The organism is Bacillus sp. JZ34 (assembly GCF_053903205.1).
Genome location: NZ_CP096403.1, coordinates 844,986 through 860,771, shown reverse-complemented (window position 1 = coordinate 860,771; position 15,786 = coordinate 844,986). Strand labels below are relative to the sequence as shown.

Here is a 15,786-nt window from a genome sequence, read left to right as displayed (position 1 = left end):
AAAAGAGCATTTCCGCCGTTGGAAATGCTCTTTTGTTTATTTTCCGTGATAGATTCTTGACGTACCATCCGGCCATTTCACCCGCAGATGAAACAGGTCATATCGCTCATCAAGATTGAAAGCCTCGAGCACATTGCTGATCACGTCCTGCTTTGAATCGGATTTGGCGATCGAAAGCTCGCTTAAAACCATTTTCATTTCGTTTAAAGCTTCTTCCCCTTCGCGGTCCGCTCCGTTCAGGTTGTCTTTAATCAATGCTTCTTCTCGCTCCTGTTTGTCGTATACGGCTGTAAACGAATTGTGCTTTCCACGGCCATAGTTCACTTCCAATGCAAATGCAGCGTAAGGCACGCTTTCCACATCTGAAACAGGAGCGTTATCGGGAACGGCCTCCTTGCCTTCGGCATGTTCTTCCGCTATTGAACGGCAGCCGGTCATCAGGATCATGACGAGAGCGATAACGGCCATCCGAAATAGGTTCATACCGTTCATCTCCTCTATGCACATTATCCTTAGCTATGTCCACTTTGCGGAAACTCATTCAATCTCTCAGCGGAAGCCTTTATATCATCTCTAACAATGCTTCTGCATCACGGACAGCCGGCTGAATGGCCGCTTCCCAGAAATCCCGCTTCGTCAGATCGGCGCCGAGATGCTTCATCGCCAGTTCCTCAACAGACATGGAGGCTGTATCTTTTAAGAGCGCGATATATTTTTCTTCAAACGCCGCCCCCTCTTTCAGCGCTTGCGCGTAAATGCCAAGCGAAAACAAGTAGCCGAACGTATAAGGAAAATTGTAGAACGGGACAGACGTAATATAAAAATGAAGCTTTGATGCCCAAAAATACGGATGATACTCGCCAAGCGCGCCGCAAAACGCTTCTTTCTGAGCTTCTTCCATCAGCTCGTTCAGTCTTCCGGCGGATACGACGCCGTTTTTTCGTTCATCGTAAAAGCGGGTTTCAAATAGAAACCTCGCGTGAATGTTCATAAAAAAGGCGACGCTTCGCTGGACTTTATCTTCCAGAAGGACGAGTTTTTCTTCGTCTGAACCGGCTTGTTTTAATGCCGCATCAGCCACGATCATTTCTGCAAAAGTGGACGCGGTTTCCGCCACGTTCATCGCGTACGCCCTGTTTAGCGGTCTGACGTCCAGCATGGATTCCTGATGAAAGGCATGGCCAAGCTCATGCGCCAGCGTGGAAACGTTTGACTGGCTTCCTGCAAATGTCATAAATATTCTCGATTCCCCGCTGTCAGGAAAATTGGCGCAAAAGCCGCCCGGGCGTTTGCCTCCCCTGTCCTCAGCTTCAACCCATCTGTCTCTGAGCGCTTTTTCGGCAAAGGAGGAGAGCTTTTCTCCAAACGTTTTAAACTGCCCGGTAATAAAAGCGGCTGCCTCTTGATACGAATATTCCTTTGCCGCTGAACCGATCGGCGCTTCGACGTCATACCAGCTCAGTTTATCCAGCCCAAGCATAGACGCCTTCCGGGAAAGATAGTCTGCAAACGGCTTTTTATGATCAATAATGACCTGCCACATGACATCAAGGGTTTCCTGCTTCATGCGATTGATGTCCAGGGGTTCTTTTAATACATTGTCCCAGCCTCTCGCCTCATAGACGTTCAGTCTGAAACCGGCGAGGTGATTCAGCGTGCTGCTGAGCAAATCAGCGTGCTGTTCCCAGCCGTGATCCAAATTTTCCGATACGGAGCGGCGAATCTTTCTGTCAGGTTTAGATGTCAGGTTCTGCGCCTGTCCTACAGACAGAATTTTCGTCTCGCCATCTTCTTCATACGGGATTTGAATTTGGTTGACGATGCTGTCGTACATATCACCCCAAGCATGATATCCGTCAACAGACAAACCTTGAATCAATGTTTCCTGTTCGGAACCAAGCTTTTCCGTTACCCGCTCCCTTCTCTCATTCAAAATATAAGCGATATTGGAAATGCCTTCTTCTTGAAGGATCGCTTCCCATTCTTCATTTGAGACAACGGCAAATTTGCTGTCAAGCACGACCAGCGCCTTCTGAGCATCGGCAGCGAGCTGGGTGACCTCAAAATTAAGGGCATTCGCCTTTAAATCCGCGGTGTCCTGCGCTTGGAGACATCCGACAAAAGCGTCTGCTTCTCGGATTTTAACATCAATTGTTTCAAAAAGCGCAAGTGTTTCCTTCAATTCATCAAGACCGCTTTTTGAGACGGTAAGAGCCTCGGCAGAGCGTTTAAAAGTTGAAAGCAGCGCTTTAATTTCATTTAAATATTGACGGAACTCGACGGAGCCGCTCCCGCCTTTAAAGAAAACCTCGAGATCCCACGTATCTTTAAGTTGATGAAATGTCATTGTTCCCGTCCCCTTTCATTGGCTTGTTTCCATTATAAGATAAATTTGGCTTTTCAGGGCAAATAAAAAACGGCCGGCTTGTGAGCCGGCACGCCTCTTCCCTGATCATATTACAGCTGCCTCATCCGTTTGACCGCATAGCTGGCCGTCAATAAACCGATTAGGCCGAACACAAATAAATACAATCCGCCTTTACTTTGCGGCGGGCCTTGAACAGCATCTGTGCCGCTTGATATTTCCGCGCTGAATGGTTCTGCGATTTGCAGGGCCTGAAGCAGCCTGCCGTCCTCTCCTTTAATGTTCAGAATTCCGTCGCTGTCTACATTTTCACTCAGGGCTTCGCCTTTCTTTTTCGTCACGTATATAGGGTTTTTCAGTTCATGGCTTGTCCCGTTCTGGTCGGTAAACGCCTCTCCCTTTTTGAGTTCTTGTGTCTCGTAATTGTGAAATCCTTCATCCAGAAGCGTTTTTGTATCGCTGTACATCATTTTCTTGCTATCGGCCTTCATGATGACGGCGATTAAATTAAGGCTGCCCCGTGTTGCCGTTGTGACAAGGGTATGCTTTGATTCATCCACAAATCCTGTTTTGCCGCCGGTTATTCCTTTGTAAGGAATCTCACCTGTCAGCATTCGGTGATGGTTTTTCAGCGTCGTGTCCCACGTCTGTCCGTGCCATGACGTTTGCTTTTCCGAAAAAAGCGCTCGAAACGTTTTGTTTTTCATTGCGTACTCGGTAATTCTCGCCATGTCGGCGGACGTCGTATAATGATTTTTGTCAAACAGTCCGTGAGGATTCACAAAATGAGTGTCATGCACTCCGGCATGCTCAGCAATAAACGCGTTCAGATCATCCGCAAACTGTTTCACGCTTCCGCTGACATGTTCGGCGATCGCCGTTCCGGCGTCATTTCCCGAATTCATCAGCAGCCCTTGGAGCAGCCGTTTTAATGGAACCGACTCCCCCGCTTCCAGATATACGCTTGATCCTTCCGTTTGAGCAGCATTTTTGCTGACTTTCACGCGATCGTCTAAATTTCCGTTTTCTATTGCATAAATCGCCGTGGCAATTTTTGTAATGCTTGCCGGGTACATTTTTTTGCGGCTGTTTTTTTCATAGAGAACCTGCCCCGATTTCCCATCGATCAATATGGCGGAAACACTTTTAATTTCCGGTTTGTTTTTTTCTCCTGCTTGAGCCGAACTATGAAAAAACAGCGTCAGACATAGTACAATAATGAACAGGAGGGATCGTTTAACATTCATTGTGTCACCCTGCCTTCTTTCTCTCTTGCGTTTTTTTATAAAAAATAGGTCTTTTAGCACTTTTTAAATTTTAGCAATGATAAACTGCCGCTGACAAGCCTTTTTTTGTCAACAAGCCAAAATTTTGAATGGAGGAAACTCATTGAATAATAAAATCGCCATCGTAACAGGCGCGACGAGCGGATTTGGTTTATTGACCGCTTTAAAACTCGCCGGCACTCATTTCGTCATCGCAACGGCGCGCCATCCCGAAAAAGCGGAAGCTTTACGGAACCGCATAGCGGAGCTTTCGATCGATTCATCGATTGCCGTCACTGAACTAGATGTCACAAACGAACAATCGATTTCAACATTTACCGAAGAGCTGAAACCGTACGAACAGATAGACGTTCTCGTCAATAATGCAGGAACGGCATACGGCGGATTTACTGAAGAGCTTTCTCTTGACGACTACAGAAAACAGTATGAGACAAATGTTTTCGGCCTGATGGCCGTAACGAAAGCGGTCCTTCCTTATATGAAGAAACACAGCGGCGCCAAAATCATTAATCTGAGCAGTATCAGCGGACAGATCGCTTTCCCCGCTTTCTCGGCATATGCTTCATCAAAGCATGCGGTTGAAGGCTTTTCAGAAAGCCTCCGCCTCGAACTCCGCCCATTCGGAATCGATGTGGCCGTCGTCCAGCCGGGATCGTATCAGACGGCGATTTGGGAGACATCATTTGCCGCCCAGGTCACTGCACCTGAAGCCGAATCACGGTACAGTACATATTTTGAGCGAATCTCCGCCTACATTGCGGCGAACCGCCAACATTACGGAAACCCTGATGATGTGGCTGAACTGATTTGCCGCCTCGCTGTAAAAAAGCGGCTGAACAGGCTGCGCTATCCGATCGGCAGGGGCGTCCGCCTCATGATCCTCCTCCACAGCGCCCTGCCATGGAGGATTTGGGAACGCGCGGTCATTAAAAATTTGTTTAAATAAGGTTATTTAAAATAATTATAATTTAGTATTGATTTTAATCTTATATTTGTTATAATATAATTAACAAATGAAAACACGAGGAGGAAATATCACATGATCTCTCAACAATTAAAACAGCAAAATCCTGTACTTGAAAACTCAATGAATACGAATTTGTCCAACTGGTTCATTCTCTACACGAAGCTTCACCGTTTTCACTGGTATGTAAAAGGGCCGCAGTTCTTTACCCTTCATGAAAAATTCGAAGAGCTTTACAACCATGCCGCAGAAACAGCAGATGTGGTCGCGGAACGCTTGCTGGCCATCGGCGGACAGCCGCTTGCCACAATGAAAGAATACCTTGACCACGGCACAATCGAGGAAAACGGATCCGAAAAAACGGCCGAAGAAATGGTTTCCGCACTTGTCAGCGATTACCGTCAAATCCGCGATGAAATTCAGCATACCATAGAACTGGCGGAAGAAAAATCAGACCATTCTACCGCTGACCTTTATATCGCCCTGACAGAGGAAATTGATAAGCAAATTTGGATGCTTAGTTCATTTTTGGACAAGTAATATAAAAAAAAGCCATGGCAGACGCCATGGCTTCAGATTGTTGACAAAATCCCAAAACGGCTTTTAGTTTTGGGATTTTGTCATCCTTTCAGCGTGACCCTCAACCCTTGCAGTCTAGGAAAGCCGAGCATCGGAAGCTGACTTTCACAGGATGTGATGACGGCGGCGTTTAGGCAGGACGCCTGGGCGGTTAGCCGCCGATCCTTCCTCTATTCGTGAGCACCGACGCGCAGGCTTGACAACGAATGCGCGGGTTTGGCGACACGCTGAAAGCCATGGCAGACGCCATGGCTTTTATTTATGATTTGCTTTTCGCAAGCTTTGCTTTCATTGTTGTTTGCTTTCCGTTTCTCAGCACCTCAAATGTGACGGTATCTCCTGCTTTTGCTTCAGTATAAAGAATTTTTCTGAGATCTGAAGTGGTTTCGACGTTTTTGCCGTTCATTTTGGTGATGACGTCGCCGGCTTTCATGCCCGCATCAGCCGCAGGCGATTTCGGCGATACTTTATCGACGTACACGCCTTTATTGAGCTGGTCTCCGAAAAGGCCAAGCGTATTTTGCTGATACTGTTCCGGCACCTGCTGCATATCGATCATTTGCACACCCAGGAAAGGCCGCTCCACTTTTCCTTTTTGCAAAAGCTCGTCAACGATCGGCTGAACATCATTGCTCGGAATCGCGAAACCAAGTGATTCAACACCGCTTTGGCTGATCTTCAGGCTGTTGATGCCGATGACCTGCCCGCTGCTGTTAATCAGAGGGCCGCCGCTGTTTCCAGGGTTGATCGCCGCATCTGTCTGAAGGACGTTCATATCCCAATTCCCTTCAGATGTGGAGACTTCAATTGTCCGGTTGACACCGCTGATGATACCTTCTGTAACCGTTCTTGAGAATTGAAGGCCGAGAGGGTTCCCGATCGCGATTACTTTTTCACCGGCGCGAAGTTTTGCGGAATCTCCGAAACTTGCAACCTTATCAACGCCTTTGCTGCTGATCTCTAAAACAGCCAGATCAGTCAAAGCGTCACTGCCGATAATCTTGGCATCCGCTGTCTTACCGTTGTATAAGGAGATGGTTACCTTCGAAGCGCCTTCAACGACATGGTTGTTTGTAATAATGTAGGCCTTGCCGCCGTCTTTCTTAAAGATGACGCCTGATCCCGTGCCGCTTTCCTCCACGTCGTCCTCAGAGAAGCCGAAGCTCGTTTGAATATTTGAAACGCCGACGATCGCAGGCTCCAAATCTTCCACCATATCAGGCACGTTATCTGCGTTTGTAACAGGTTTTGTGTTGAAATTCTGCGACTGCTTTGGCTCTGTCTGTCCGGTTCCGGCGGTTTCGCTCGGATGATCGCCCGGAAGATACGGAGAGATTCCAAGCACTAAGCCGCCCCCGATGATGCCGCCCAAAATCGGGCTCAGCCACGAAGCCTTACGCCGCTTTTCTTTTGCCGCTCTCGTTTCCTTGGCATCTTCCAGGGCTGCAGCGGTTTCTTTATTCGTAAGATCTGACTGATCGTCTGTATCCTTCTTTAAAATCAGCTCGGGCTCCTTTGCCGGCTGTTCTGACTGCTGCTCCTCAGAACCTGCCGTTTGCGGCGTCTGCGCTTCTTCGCGAAGCTGCTCTTCATTTGCATGTTTTTGTTCGTCATCGCGTCTAAAATCCATAAGCGTACACTTCCTTTATTTTTCTTGTCTTCAACTATCGCAAATGGCATAAAAGCTTTAACATCCACAAAAAAAGAGACCCGGCCGTCGTTCACTCTGTTTTCATTCCCTTTCTTCCCTGATGAGTATGTTACGAAAACATTGTGGGATAAAAATGAAAAGAATATGTGAAATTATGAAAATTGACCAGACTTATGTTAAAACTAGTATAATGACGTAGAAAGGATGTGAACCGCCCTTGTCATACTCCATTTATCTAGTTGAAGATGAAGAGAATTTAAATGAATTGCTGACAAAATACTTAGAGAGTGAAGGCTGGCACGTCACTTCTTTTCTAAACGGTGAAAGTGCCAGGCAAAAAATAGGCCAGTCACCTCATTTATGGATTCTCGATATCATGTTACCAGATATCGACGGGTATACGCTAATAAAAGAAATAAAAAATCATGATCCGGAAGTCCCCGTCATTTTTATTTCTGCACGCGATGCCGATATTGACAGAGTGCTGGGGCTTGAGCTGGGCAGCAGTGACTATATATCTAAGCCGTTTCTCCCCAGGGAACTGATCATCCGCGTACAAAAGCTGCTCAAGCTGATATATAAAGAAGAACCGGGAGAAATGAAGAAAGGAACGCCGGTTTCCTGCTATGAAGTCTATGAAGACTTGAGAGAAGTCTATGAAAATGGCAGCATGATCAATTTGACGTCAAAGGAATTTGATCTTCTGCTTCTATTTATAAACAACAAAGGCCGCGCCTTTTCAAGGGAGGATATCCTCACCAGCGTCTGGGGAGACGATTACTTCGGAACCGACCGCGTCGTTGACGATCTTGTCAGAAGGCTGCGCAAGAAAATGCCCGAACTGAAAGTGGAAACCATCTACGGGTTCGGCTACAGGATGTTGAAATCATGAAGAACAGGTCGCTCGCCTTTCAAATTTGGAGTGTCATTTGCGGCATCCTGTTAACGGTCTCGATTTTGCTGACGTTTTTATTCTCGACAACACTGCAGAACTTTTTTACTGACGAAATTTATACGAACATTGAAAATGAGCAGCATGTTCTGACAGAATACGGATTTTCCGATTCACCGGAAAGAGGCTTCGGCGGAAGCAGCGGCTCACGAAGCACAAACCGCCACGTTCAGCACGTCCTGCTGCCTGAGAGAGGAACCGTCTACCAAAGCCCGCAGATCCTCCCCGATTCTTTTATCGAGAAGGTTCAGAAGCTCGGCAAAAAACAGGACGAGTCCTCAAAAAGGTATTCGGAGAATGTCAACGGAGAGCACATTTTCTTTGTGCTCAAAAAAATCCAGACCCAGGACCAGACGTTTCTGCTATTGTCCTATGCGCTTGATTCATACAGGGACGATTTGTCCCATACGCTGTTTAAGCAGCTGCTGTTTATTTTGATTGTCGTCATTTTGCTGAGCTGGATTCCTTCCATCTGGCTGGCGAAATATTTATCAAGACCGCTCGTCACGCTTGAAAAACACGTCAAACAAATCTCTAAACAGGACTGGGATGATCCCGTGATTGTCGACAGGGAAGACGAAATCGGCAAGCTCGGACACACCATTGAGGACATGCGGCAAAAGCTCATCCAGAAAGATGAGACAGAACGCACCCTCCTGCAAAACATCTCCCACGATCTGAAAACGCCGGTCATGGTCATCCGCGGGTATACCCAGTCGATCAAAGACGGCATCTACCCTAAAGGAGATTTGGAAAACACGATTGAAGTCATTGAAGGCGAAGCTGAAAAACTTGAAAAGAAAATCAAGGATCTTCTTTATCTGACAAAGCTTGATTATTTGCTGAGACAAGAAAGACAGTACGGAACTTTTGATATACAAGAGGTCATTAAAGAAGTTGTTGAACGCTTGAAATGGTCCAAAAAAGAATTGAACTGGAAGATTGATCTTGAAGAGGAAACAATGTTGACGGGCGATCAAGAACAATGGAGCAAGCTGTTGGAAAACGTTCTTGAAAACCAGATCCGCTATGCGGAGACATGCATTGAAATCAGCGTCAGGTCGACGAAAAAACATACGTTGATCACCATTAAAAATGACGGACCACACATTGAAGAAGAGATGCTTTCCAGCCTGTATGAGCCTTTTAATAAAGGGAAGAAAGGCGAATTCGGCATTGGACTCAGCATCGTTAAACGAATCTTGACGCTCCACCATGCTGACATGACCATTCGGAATGATCAAACCGGTGTGTGCTACTCAATATCCGTTCCGCGAAATTAGACTGTAGACGCTGCAGTCTTTTTTCATATAAACGAATAGCCGTTGAAATCCCGATAGCTGGGCTTCATCGTGTTTTTCGGCTTTTTCATCCATTTCTTTTCGCACAAGACATGCTTTGGATATTTGACTTTGTCCACCTTAATTCCCCTGCTGCGCAGGCGCCTGATCATATCATCGATTTCTTTCATCAACCTTCACCCTTTCTCCACAAATTTTGACCACTCGGTCACCTTACTTTATAATATAAATAATATCAAACAAAAAAACAAGTTACAATCTAGTTAAAAATATAACGGAGCAGAAAAAGTGACCCGCCAGTCACCACGGTCCGCCGAAAGCCGCTTTCGGGTTCGATCTTTCAGGAAGGTGAAAGCAATGAAACAAAAAGAGAAAGTCATTATTGAAACAGCCATCAAACTTTTCGCAAAAAAAGGATACAGCTCTACTTCAGTTCAGGAAATTGCAAAAGAGTGCCAAATGTCAAAAGGCGCTTTCTACATTTATTTTAAATCAAAGGAAGCGCTCCTCCTTTCAGTTCTTCACTACTACTATGAAAGAATCTTTACCCGAATTCAGAAAATCAAAACGGAGCATGACCATCCGCGCGATGTGTACCGGATGCAGCTCGTCGTTTTTTTCGAAAACATTTTGGAGCACAAAGAGTTTATCACGATGCAGTTTAATGAGCGGTCAATGCCGATTAATGACGAAATTGAAGCGTTCGCGAAAAAAATGCGGAGAACCACGCTCAGGCTGCACATCGAAAACATCCAGAACATTTACGGCAAAGACATTGAACCGTACAGCGCCGAACTGTGCTTTATGATCAACGGAATGAGCGATGTCTATCTTGAGCTGATGATTTTGCTGCACCATTCGTTCGACCTGCAGTCTCTCGCCGACCACATGCTGAACCGCCTCGACGATTTGGCAAAGGGGATGATCAAGCGCAATGATCAGCCGCTGATTTCATTCGAAAAAGCAGACGAGTGGTTCGGCCCCTTTTACACATTTGATCCGCTGAAGGACGCCCTCCTCAATGAAATGCGGGTCAAAGCGAACAAGCAGTACAACGGCGCTCCTCCCGCCGATCTTGCCGAAAGCCTGGATATTCTGGAAAAAGAGCTTAGAAAAGAAAAGCGCAAAAACGCCATCATCAAAGGCATGATATCCAACTTGAAGGAATATGACGCGATTCGAAAAGAAACGGACAAACTCGCTGAATTGATCAAAAAAGACATGCACCATCCGCACGGATGATTCGCAAAACAAAACCGGCTGCAATACATGCAGCCGGTTTGTTGATTATGCTTTCGGTTTCACCATTTCTTCAGGTTTTACAACTTCGTCGAACTGCTCCTCTGTTAAAAGGTTCAGTTTGAGCGCCGCTTCTTTCAGCGTCAGCCCTTCTTTATGGGCCAGCTTCGCGATTTTCGCCGCATTTTCGTATCCGATATGCGGGTTTAAAGCCGTAACCAGCATGAGAGAATTGGTCAGGTTCTTTTCAATTGTTTCCCGATTAGGCTCGATTCCCACGGCACACTTGTCATGGAATGAATTCATACCGTCGGCAAGAAGCTGAACGGATTGCAGGAAGTTGTATATAATCACCGGTTTAAAGACGTTCAGCTCAAAGTTCCCCTGGCTCGCGGCAAAGCCGATCGTTGCGTCATTCCCCATGATTTGGGATGCGACCATTGTCAGCGCTTCGCTTTGCGTAGGGTTTACTTTTCCAGGCATGATCGAGCTTCCCGGCTCATTTTCCGGAATAATCAATTCGCCGATTCCGCAGCGCGGTCCGCTTGCAAGCCATCTGACATCATTGGCGATTTTCATGAGATCTGCTGCAAGCGCTTTAAGTGCGCCATGAACGTGTGTCAGTTCATCATGGCTTGTCAGCGCATGAAACTTATTAGGCGAGCTTTTGAATGTCTGTCCGGTCAAGGCGCTGATCTCTCCGGCAACAGTGCTTCCGAATTCAGGGTGAGCATTAATGCCTGTTCCCACGGCAGTTCCGCCGATGGCAAGATCGCGGATTTTGTCAGCCGATTCAAGGATCATCTCTTTAGAACGGTCCAGCATGTATACCCAGCCGCTGATTTCCTGTCCCAATGTCAGCGGTGTCGCGTCCTGCAAATGAGTGCGGCCGATTTTGACAATGTCTTTGAACGCTTCAGCTTTTTCATGCAGCGTGCCTCTCAAGCGGTCAATCGCCGGGATCAGTTTATCGTGAATCGCGAGGACAGCAGCCACGTGCATCGCTGTCGGGAATGTATCGTTAGAGCTTTGGCTGCGGTTGACATCATCATTCGGATGAATCTTCAGGCTTGAGCCTTTTTCCTGCAAATAAGCCGTTCCCCTGTTTGCCACGACTTCATTCATATTCATGTTGCTCTGTGTTCCGCTCCCGGTCTGCCAGACGACCAGCGGAAAATGGCTGTCATACTTTCCTTCTAAAATATCATCGCATACGGAAACAATCGCTTCCTTTTTTTCCGCTTCAAGATTGCCAAGCTTTTCATTGGCAATCGCGGCGCTTCTTTTTAGGATTGCAAACGCATACACAATTTCCTGCGGCATTTTCTCAGAACCGATTTTAAAGTTCTCCTTGCTTCTTTGGGTTTGAGCTCCCCAAAACTTATCGGCGGGAACCTTGACTTCACCCATCGTATCTTTTTCAATTCTGTAATCCACTTTCGAATCCCTTCCTTCTCTCAATCTGCAATAATCTATATTTCGATAAAAATCGATAAAACCCTTCCATTTAAATTTTATCTTTATTTTAATTTTAGCTCAATATAAACTCGGGAATCTTTTGCATATTTATATTTCGGGTTTGTCTTGCCGTATTCTTTCGATACATATGAAACCTCATAATGCTTAGAAAAAGATTGGATAATGCGTTCAATCTCTTCCGGTTTCCCCGTAAGCCTGATCTGCGCCAACTTTTCTCACTCCGTCTCTGTTCAATGAAAATTTCACCAAACACTACTGTAACACAGTATATTGTTTTTTTAACAGGAAAAGATAACCTATATCAAATTCCAGAAACACCAGGCAGGTGACGATCATGACTCAGTCGGAATTCAAGGAACACATCCATGAGAATCTCGCAATTCTTCTTCCCCATCTTGAGCACAACGATGATCTGATTCAAAACAAAAAAATGCTGAAAAACGGAATCATTTTTTACTTTTTGTACTTTAAAGATTTGAATGATGATAAGAAAATCCAAAAAGCGGCGAAATTGCTGGTCTCGGATGACAGCTCTTATTCACTGGAGGATGTCCGTCTCCGTTTAAATAAGCTGAATGCGGAACCCGTTACAAAAGAAAAAGACGCCATCAACGCGATATTCAAAGGAAAGTGCCTGCTCTTGATCAATGGCATGAATGTTATTTTTGCGCTGCCAACATCTGAGAAAAAGAAAAGAAGTCTTGGAGTCGTAGATACGGAAAACGTCGTCAGAGGCCCGAAAATCGGCTTTATCGAGGATGTCGATACAAATGTGGCCCTGGTCAGGCAGCGTGTCCCGGATCAAGAACTGACCGTGGAAAAAATACCGATCGGCAAGAACAAGTTTAAAGACGCGACCATTATCTATATCCAGGGCAAAGCGGACGATTCGGTCATTAAAGATCTAAAAAAACGCCTCAAGAAGGTTCGGCTGGATGACATTCAGGATACCGGGGTTCTTGAAGAATTAATCGAGGATAATAAGTACTCGCCGTTCCCGCAGATTCAGAACACCGAAAGGCCTGACAAGGTTTCTTCAGCGCTGTTTAATGGACGGATCGCCATCTTTGTCGATTACTCGCCATTTGCCCTGATCGTTCCCGCTTCTTTCGGAATGGTGATGCAGTCCCCGGACGATTTTTATGAAAGGTGGATCGCCGCGACCTTAATTAGATTTCTCCGGTTCAGCTCGATTTTCATCACCTTGTTCCTGTCGGCGTTTTATATTTCGCTTGTGTCTTTTCATCAAGGGATGCTACCGACAGCACTCGCTGTTACGATTGCAAGCACGCGCGAAAATGTGCCGTTTCCGCCGCTCCTTGAAGCGATGATTATGGAAGTAACGATCGAACTCTTAAGGGAAGCAGGACTGCGGCTTCCCAATCCGCTCGGCCAGACAATCGGCCTCGTGGGAGGAGTCGTCATCGGCCAGGCGGCGGTCGAAGCCAATATCGTCAGCTCCGTGATGGTAATCATCGTCAGCATTATCGCCCTTGCGTCATTTACTGTGCCGCAGTACGGCATGGGTCTGTCGTTTCGCGTGCTGCGGTTTATTTCCATGATAGCTGCATCCGTGTTCGGACTTTACGGGATCATATTATGCATGCTCGTCATCTTCACTCATTTGGTCAGGCAAAGGAGCTTCGGCATCCCGTATTTTAACCCGAACCATTTTTTCAGCTTAAAACATACCGATGAAGCCATCATTCGTCTGCCAACAAAAGACCGGGAGGTGAACCCTGAAAATGGTTCCAAGAAATCAGCACGATCGGATTAGCACATATGAAGCCGCTTCGATCATTACGAGCACAATGCTCGGGGCAGGCCTGCTAACGCTGCCGAGGGCGCTGACGCAAAAGACGCTGTCGCCAGATGGATGGATCGTATTGATCGTAGAGGGGCTCGTCTTTTTTCTCATTATCTACATCAATGCCAAAATCGTTAAAAAGCACAACGTCCTGTCTTTTTTTGATTACACAAGAGAAGGCTGCGGCTTTATGATCGGGAATATTCTCAACCTTTTAATCGTTTTATACTTCATGGGCGTGGCCAGCTTTGAAGCAAGGGCAATGGCTGAAATGGCAAAGTTTTTCCTTCTTCAGTTCACACCGATGGGCGTGACAATTTTTGCTTTTATCGTTTGTGCAATTTATTTGGTCATCGGCGGTATCAGCGATATGTCCAAGCTATTTCCGTTCTTTCTGTCCATTACGATCGTCGTTCTTCTCATCGTTTACGGACTGAGTATGAATATGTTTCAGCTGAACCATTTGCGTCCGGTTCTCGGCCTTGGATTGGAGCCGGTCAGCAGAGCTTTGACGGTGGTTTCCATTTCATTTTTAGGGGTGGAGCTGATGATGTTTCTGCCGAAATACATTAAAAACAAAGAAAAGCTCTTTAAAGCATCCGCGATCGGATTTGGGATCCCGCTCTTCTTATATATTCTCACCTTCACGGTCGTTGTCGGGGCGCTGACAGCGACTGAGGTTATGACAATGACATGGCCGACGATCTCGTTATTTCAGTCTTTTGAGATAAGAGGGATTTTCATCGAAAGGTTCGAATCTTTTTTGCTCGTCATTTGGACGATCCAGTTTTTCACAACATTTGTCGTCTATACGTACTTTGCCGCCTCAGGACTTGAAAACGTATTCGGTTGGCCTGTGAAAAAAAACGTCCTCTTTGTCGGCGCCATTGTTTATCTGGCATCTCTTGTTCCGCGGGACGCCAACCAGGTCAGCGCCTTCAGCGATTACCTCGGGTATATCTTTATCGTTGTCTTCTGCGCGCTACCCCTTCTGATCTTTTTGCTCGTGTCCGTCAAAAGGAGGTTTACGTCTTCGTGAAAAAAAAGGGAATGTTAGCAGTCTTGTCCCTGCTTCTCCTTTTAACAGGCTGCTGGGACAGCAGGCAGATTGAAAAACTCAGCATCGCCATCGGCCTTGCCCTCGATAAAGGTGAAGATGATAAAAAGGTGAAATTGACGTATCAGTTTCTCGTTCCTAAAAAGATCGGACAAGACGGCAGCGCTCAGGATCCGACCAAAGTGGTGTCCACTTCTGGAAATACGGTTCATCAAACCATCCGTTCCACCGCTTTGAAAAATTTCCCGGTATTCTCGCAGCATCTGCAAGTCCTGATTTTCTCGGAGGATCTTGTATCCGATATTTCTCTGGAAGCGTTGATCAATCAGTTTATCCGGGACAACAGCATCAGAAGAAGCAGTGAGGTCTATATGACGCCCGGGGCGGCCGGCAGCATTTTGAAGATTGATGATGCCGGAGATCCCGCGTCTGACGTGATCCACAACATCTCTGAAAACAGAGCATCAACGATCAAGCTGCTCGATCCTGTTACATTGGGCGACATTTCAATCAAATTGCAGTCCGATTTGTCTTTTATCATGCCGAAGGTTGTCGTCGAAAAGGGGCAGCTGCAGCTTGAAGGAGGCGCCGTGATCAAAAACAACAAATATCATGCAAACCTTTCGCCTCCTCAGATCGAAGCGCTGAATTTATTAACGGGCCATGTAAACGGAGGGGTGATCGACTCAAAGCATGATGGCCATTTATTCTCGTATGAAGTGTTTTCGATGACACACCGCGTTCGGGCGATGAGGCAGAACGGAAAGTACAAATTTGTCATCAATGCCAATATTAAAGGAAGGCTGTCAGAAGACTGGTATCTTGGGGAGGATTCTTTTAATGATCAATACATTAAAAATATTGAGAAATCGGTTCAAAGAGACATCGAAAAGCGGGTTGAACGTCTGATCCATGTCCTGCAGCACGAAATCAAAACGGACGTCACCGATCTTTCCGACAATGCCCGAATCACTTTTCCGAAGGAATGGGAAAGAGACAGATCCAATTGGGATAAACACTTCAGCGAAGCCGATATCGACTTTCACATTAAAGCGACAATTCAGGACTTTGGGACAAAAGGTGCGACAAAAAGCAGCTAGCGGCCC

The 15,786-nt window shown here is 46.3% G+C and carries 15 protein-coding genes; 8 read left to right on the top strand and 7 right to left on the bottom strand.

Going from position 1 to position 15,786, the window contains the following annotated elements:
* Positions 1 to 36: 36 nt before the first annotated feature.
* From M1D90_RS04200 to M1D90_RS04190, 3 genes are all read right to left on the bottom strand, one after another.
* A complete protein-coding gene (locus tag M1D90_RS04200) occupies positions 37 to 483 on the bottom strand; it encodes a YusW family protein (protein WP_145625306.1) in 447 nt (148 codons plus the stop codon).
* Between the two features lie 79 nt (positions 484 to 562).
* The gene (locus M1D90_RS04195) at positions 563 to 2,347 is read right to left on the bottom strand and encodes a M3 family oligoendopeptidase (protein ID WP_456283158.1); all 1,785 of its coding nucleotides are present in this window, start codon (positions 2,345 to 2,347) and stop codon (positions 563 to 565) included.
* 110 nt (positions 2,348 to 2,457) lie between these two features.
* Entirely contained in the window at positions 2,458 to 3,612 is a 1,155-nt protein-coding gene (locus M1D90_RS04190) for a D-alanyl-D-alanine carboxypeptidase family protein (RefSeq protein WP_224146405.1), read from the bottom strand.
* Between the two features lie 142 nt (positions 3,613 to 3,754).
* Between M1D90_RS04190 and M1D90_RS04185 the strand changes: the two genes are divergently transcribed.
* Positions 3,755 to 4,597, top strand: a complete 843-nt coding sequence (locus M1D90_RS04185; protein WP_456283157.1) for an SDR family oxidoreductase — start codon at positions 3,755 to 3,757, stop codon at positions 4,595 to 4,597.
* 93 nt (positions 4,598 to 4,690) lie between these two features.
* Positions 4,691 to 5,155: a Dps family protein gene (locus tag M1D90_RS04180; RefSeq protein ID WP_020452896.1), complete on the top strand. Its 465-nt coding sequence runs from the start codon at positions 4,691 to 4,693 to the stop codon at positions 5,153 to 5,155.
* A 298-nt stretch (positions 5,156 to 5,453) separates the two neighbouring features.
* Here M1D90_RS04180 and M1D90_RS04175 read toward each other — a convergent pair whose 3' ends face one another.
* The gene (locus M1D90_RS04175; protein ID WP_105981212.1) at positions 5,454 to 6,824 is read right to left on the bottom strand and encodes a S1C family serine protease; all 1,371 of its coding nucleotides are present in this window, start codon (positions 6,822 to 6,824) and stop codon (positions 5,454 to 5,456) included.
* 238 nt (positions 6,825 to 7,062) lie between these two features.
* On the opposite strand from M1D90_RS04175, the gene M1D90_RS04170 reads away from it, so the two are divergent.
* Positions 7,063 to 7,737, top strand: a complete 675-nt coding sequence (locus M1D90_RS04170) for a response regulator transcription factor (RefSeq protein WP_023856226.1) — start codon at positions 7,063 to 7,065, stop codon at positions 7,735 to 7,737.
* A complete protein-coding gene (locus tag M1D90_RS04165) occupies positions 7,734 to 9,080 on the top strand; it encodes a sensor histidine kinase (protein ID WP_146874762.1) in 1,347 nt (448 codons plus the stop codon). The genes M1D90_RS04170 and M1D90_RS04165 overlap by 4 nt, the downstream gene beginning before the upstream one ends.
* Positions 9,081 to 9,103: 23 nt before the next feature.
* On the opposite strand, the gene spxO is transcribed toward M1D90_RS04165, so the two are convergent.
* Positions 9,104 to 9,268 (bottom strand): anti-adapter protein SpxO, encoded by a 165-nt coding sequence (spxO, locus tag M1D90_RS04160; protein ID WP_023856228.1) that lies wholly within the window; start codon positions 9,266 to 9,268, stop codon positions 9,104 to 9,106.
* A gap of 187 nt (positions 9,269 to 9,455) precedes the next feature.
* On the opposite strand from spxO, the gene M1D90_RS04155 reads away from it, so the two are divergent.
* Positions 9,456 to 10,340 (top strand): TetR/AcrR family transcriptional regulator, encoded by an 885-nt coding sequence (locus M1D90_RS04155; protein WP_023856229.1) that lies wholly within the window; start codon positions 9,456 to 9,458, stop codon positions 10,338 to 10,340.
* A gap of 45 nt (positions 10,341 to 10,385) precedes the next feature.
* Here M1D90_RS04155 and fumC read toward each other — a convergent pair whose 3' ends face one another.
* Both fumC and M1D90_RS04145 read right to left on the bottom strand, forming a co-directional pair.
* Positions 10,386 to 11,774 carry a class II fumarate hydratase gene (gene fumC / locus M1D90_RS04150; protein ID WP_095292311.1) on the bottom strand — a complete coding sequence of 463 codons (1,389 nt, stop codon included), beginning with the start codon at positions 11,772 to 11,774 and terminating at the stop codon, positions 10,386 to 10,388.
* 83 nt (positions 11,775 to 11,857) lie between these two features.
* On the bottom strand, positions 11,858 to 12,025 hold the full coding sequence (locus M1D90_RS04145; RefSeq protein WP_020452898.1) for a YvzF family protein: 168 nt from the start codon (positions 12,023 to 12,025) through the stop codon (positions 11,858 to 11,860).
* Between the two features lie 125 nt (positions 12,026 to 12,150).
* On the opposite strand from M1D90_RS04145, the gene M1D90_RS04140 reads away from it, so the two are divergent.
* From M1D90_RS04140 to M1D90_RS04130, 3 genes are read left to right on the top strand one after another with little or no spacing between them, the layout of a single operon-like run.
* Positions 12,151 to 13,593, top strand: a complete 1,443-nt coding sequence (locus tag M1D90_RS04140; protein ID WP_095292308.1) for a spore germination protein — start codon at positions 12,151 to 12,153, stop codon at positions 13,591 to 13,593.
* Positions 13,562 to 14,662: an endospore germination permease gene (locus tag M1D90_RS04135; protein ID WP_026580091.1), complete on the top strand. Its 1,101-nt coding sequence runs from the start codon at positions 13,562 to 13,564 to the stop codon at positions 14,660 to 14,662. The genes M1D90_RS04140 and M1D90_RS04135 overlap by 32 nt, the downstream gene beginning before the upstream one ends.
* Positions 14,659 to 15,780 carry a Ger(x)C family spore germination protein gene (locus M1D90_RS04130; RefSeq protein WP_026580092.1) on the top strand — a complete coding sequence of 374 codons (1,122 nt, stop codon included), beginning with the start codon at positions 14,659 to 14,661 and terminating at the stop codon, positions 15,778 to 15,780. The genes M1D90_RS04135 and M1D90_RS04130 overlap by 4 nt, the downstream gene beginning before the upstream one ends.
* The last annotated feature ends 6 nt before the right edge of the window (positions 15,781 to 15,786 follow it).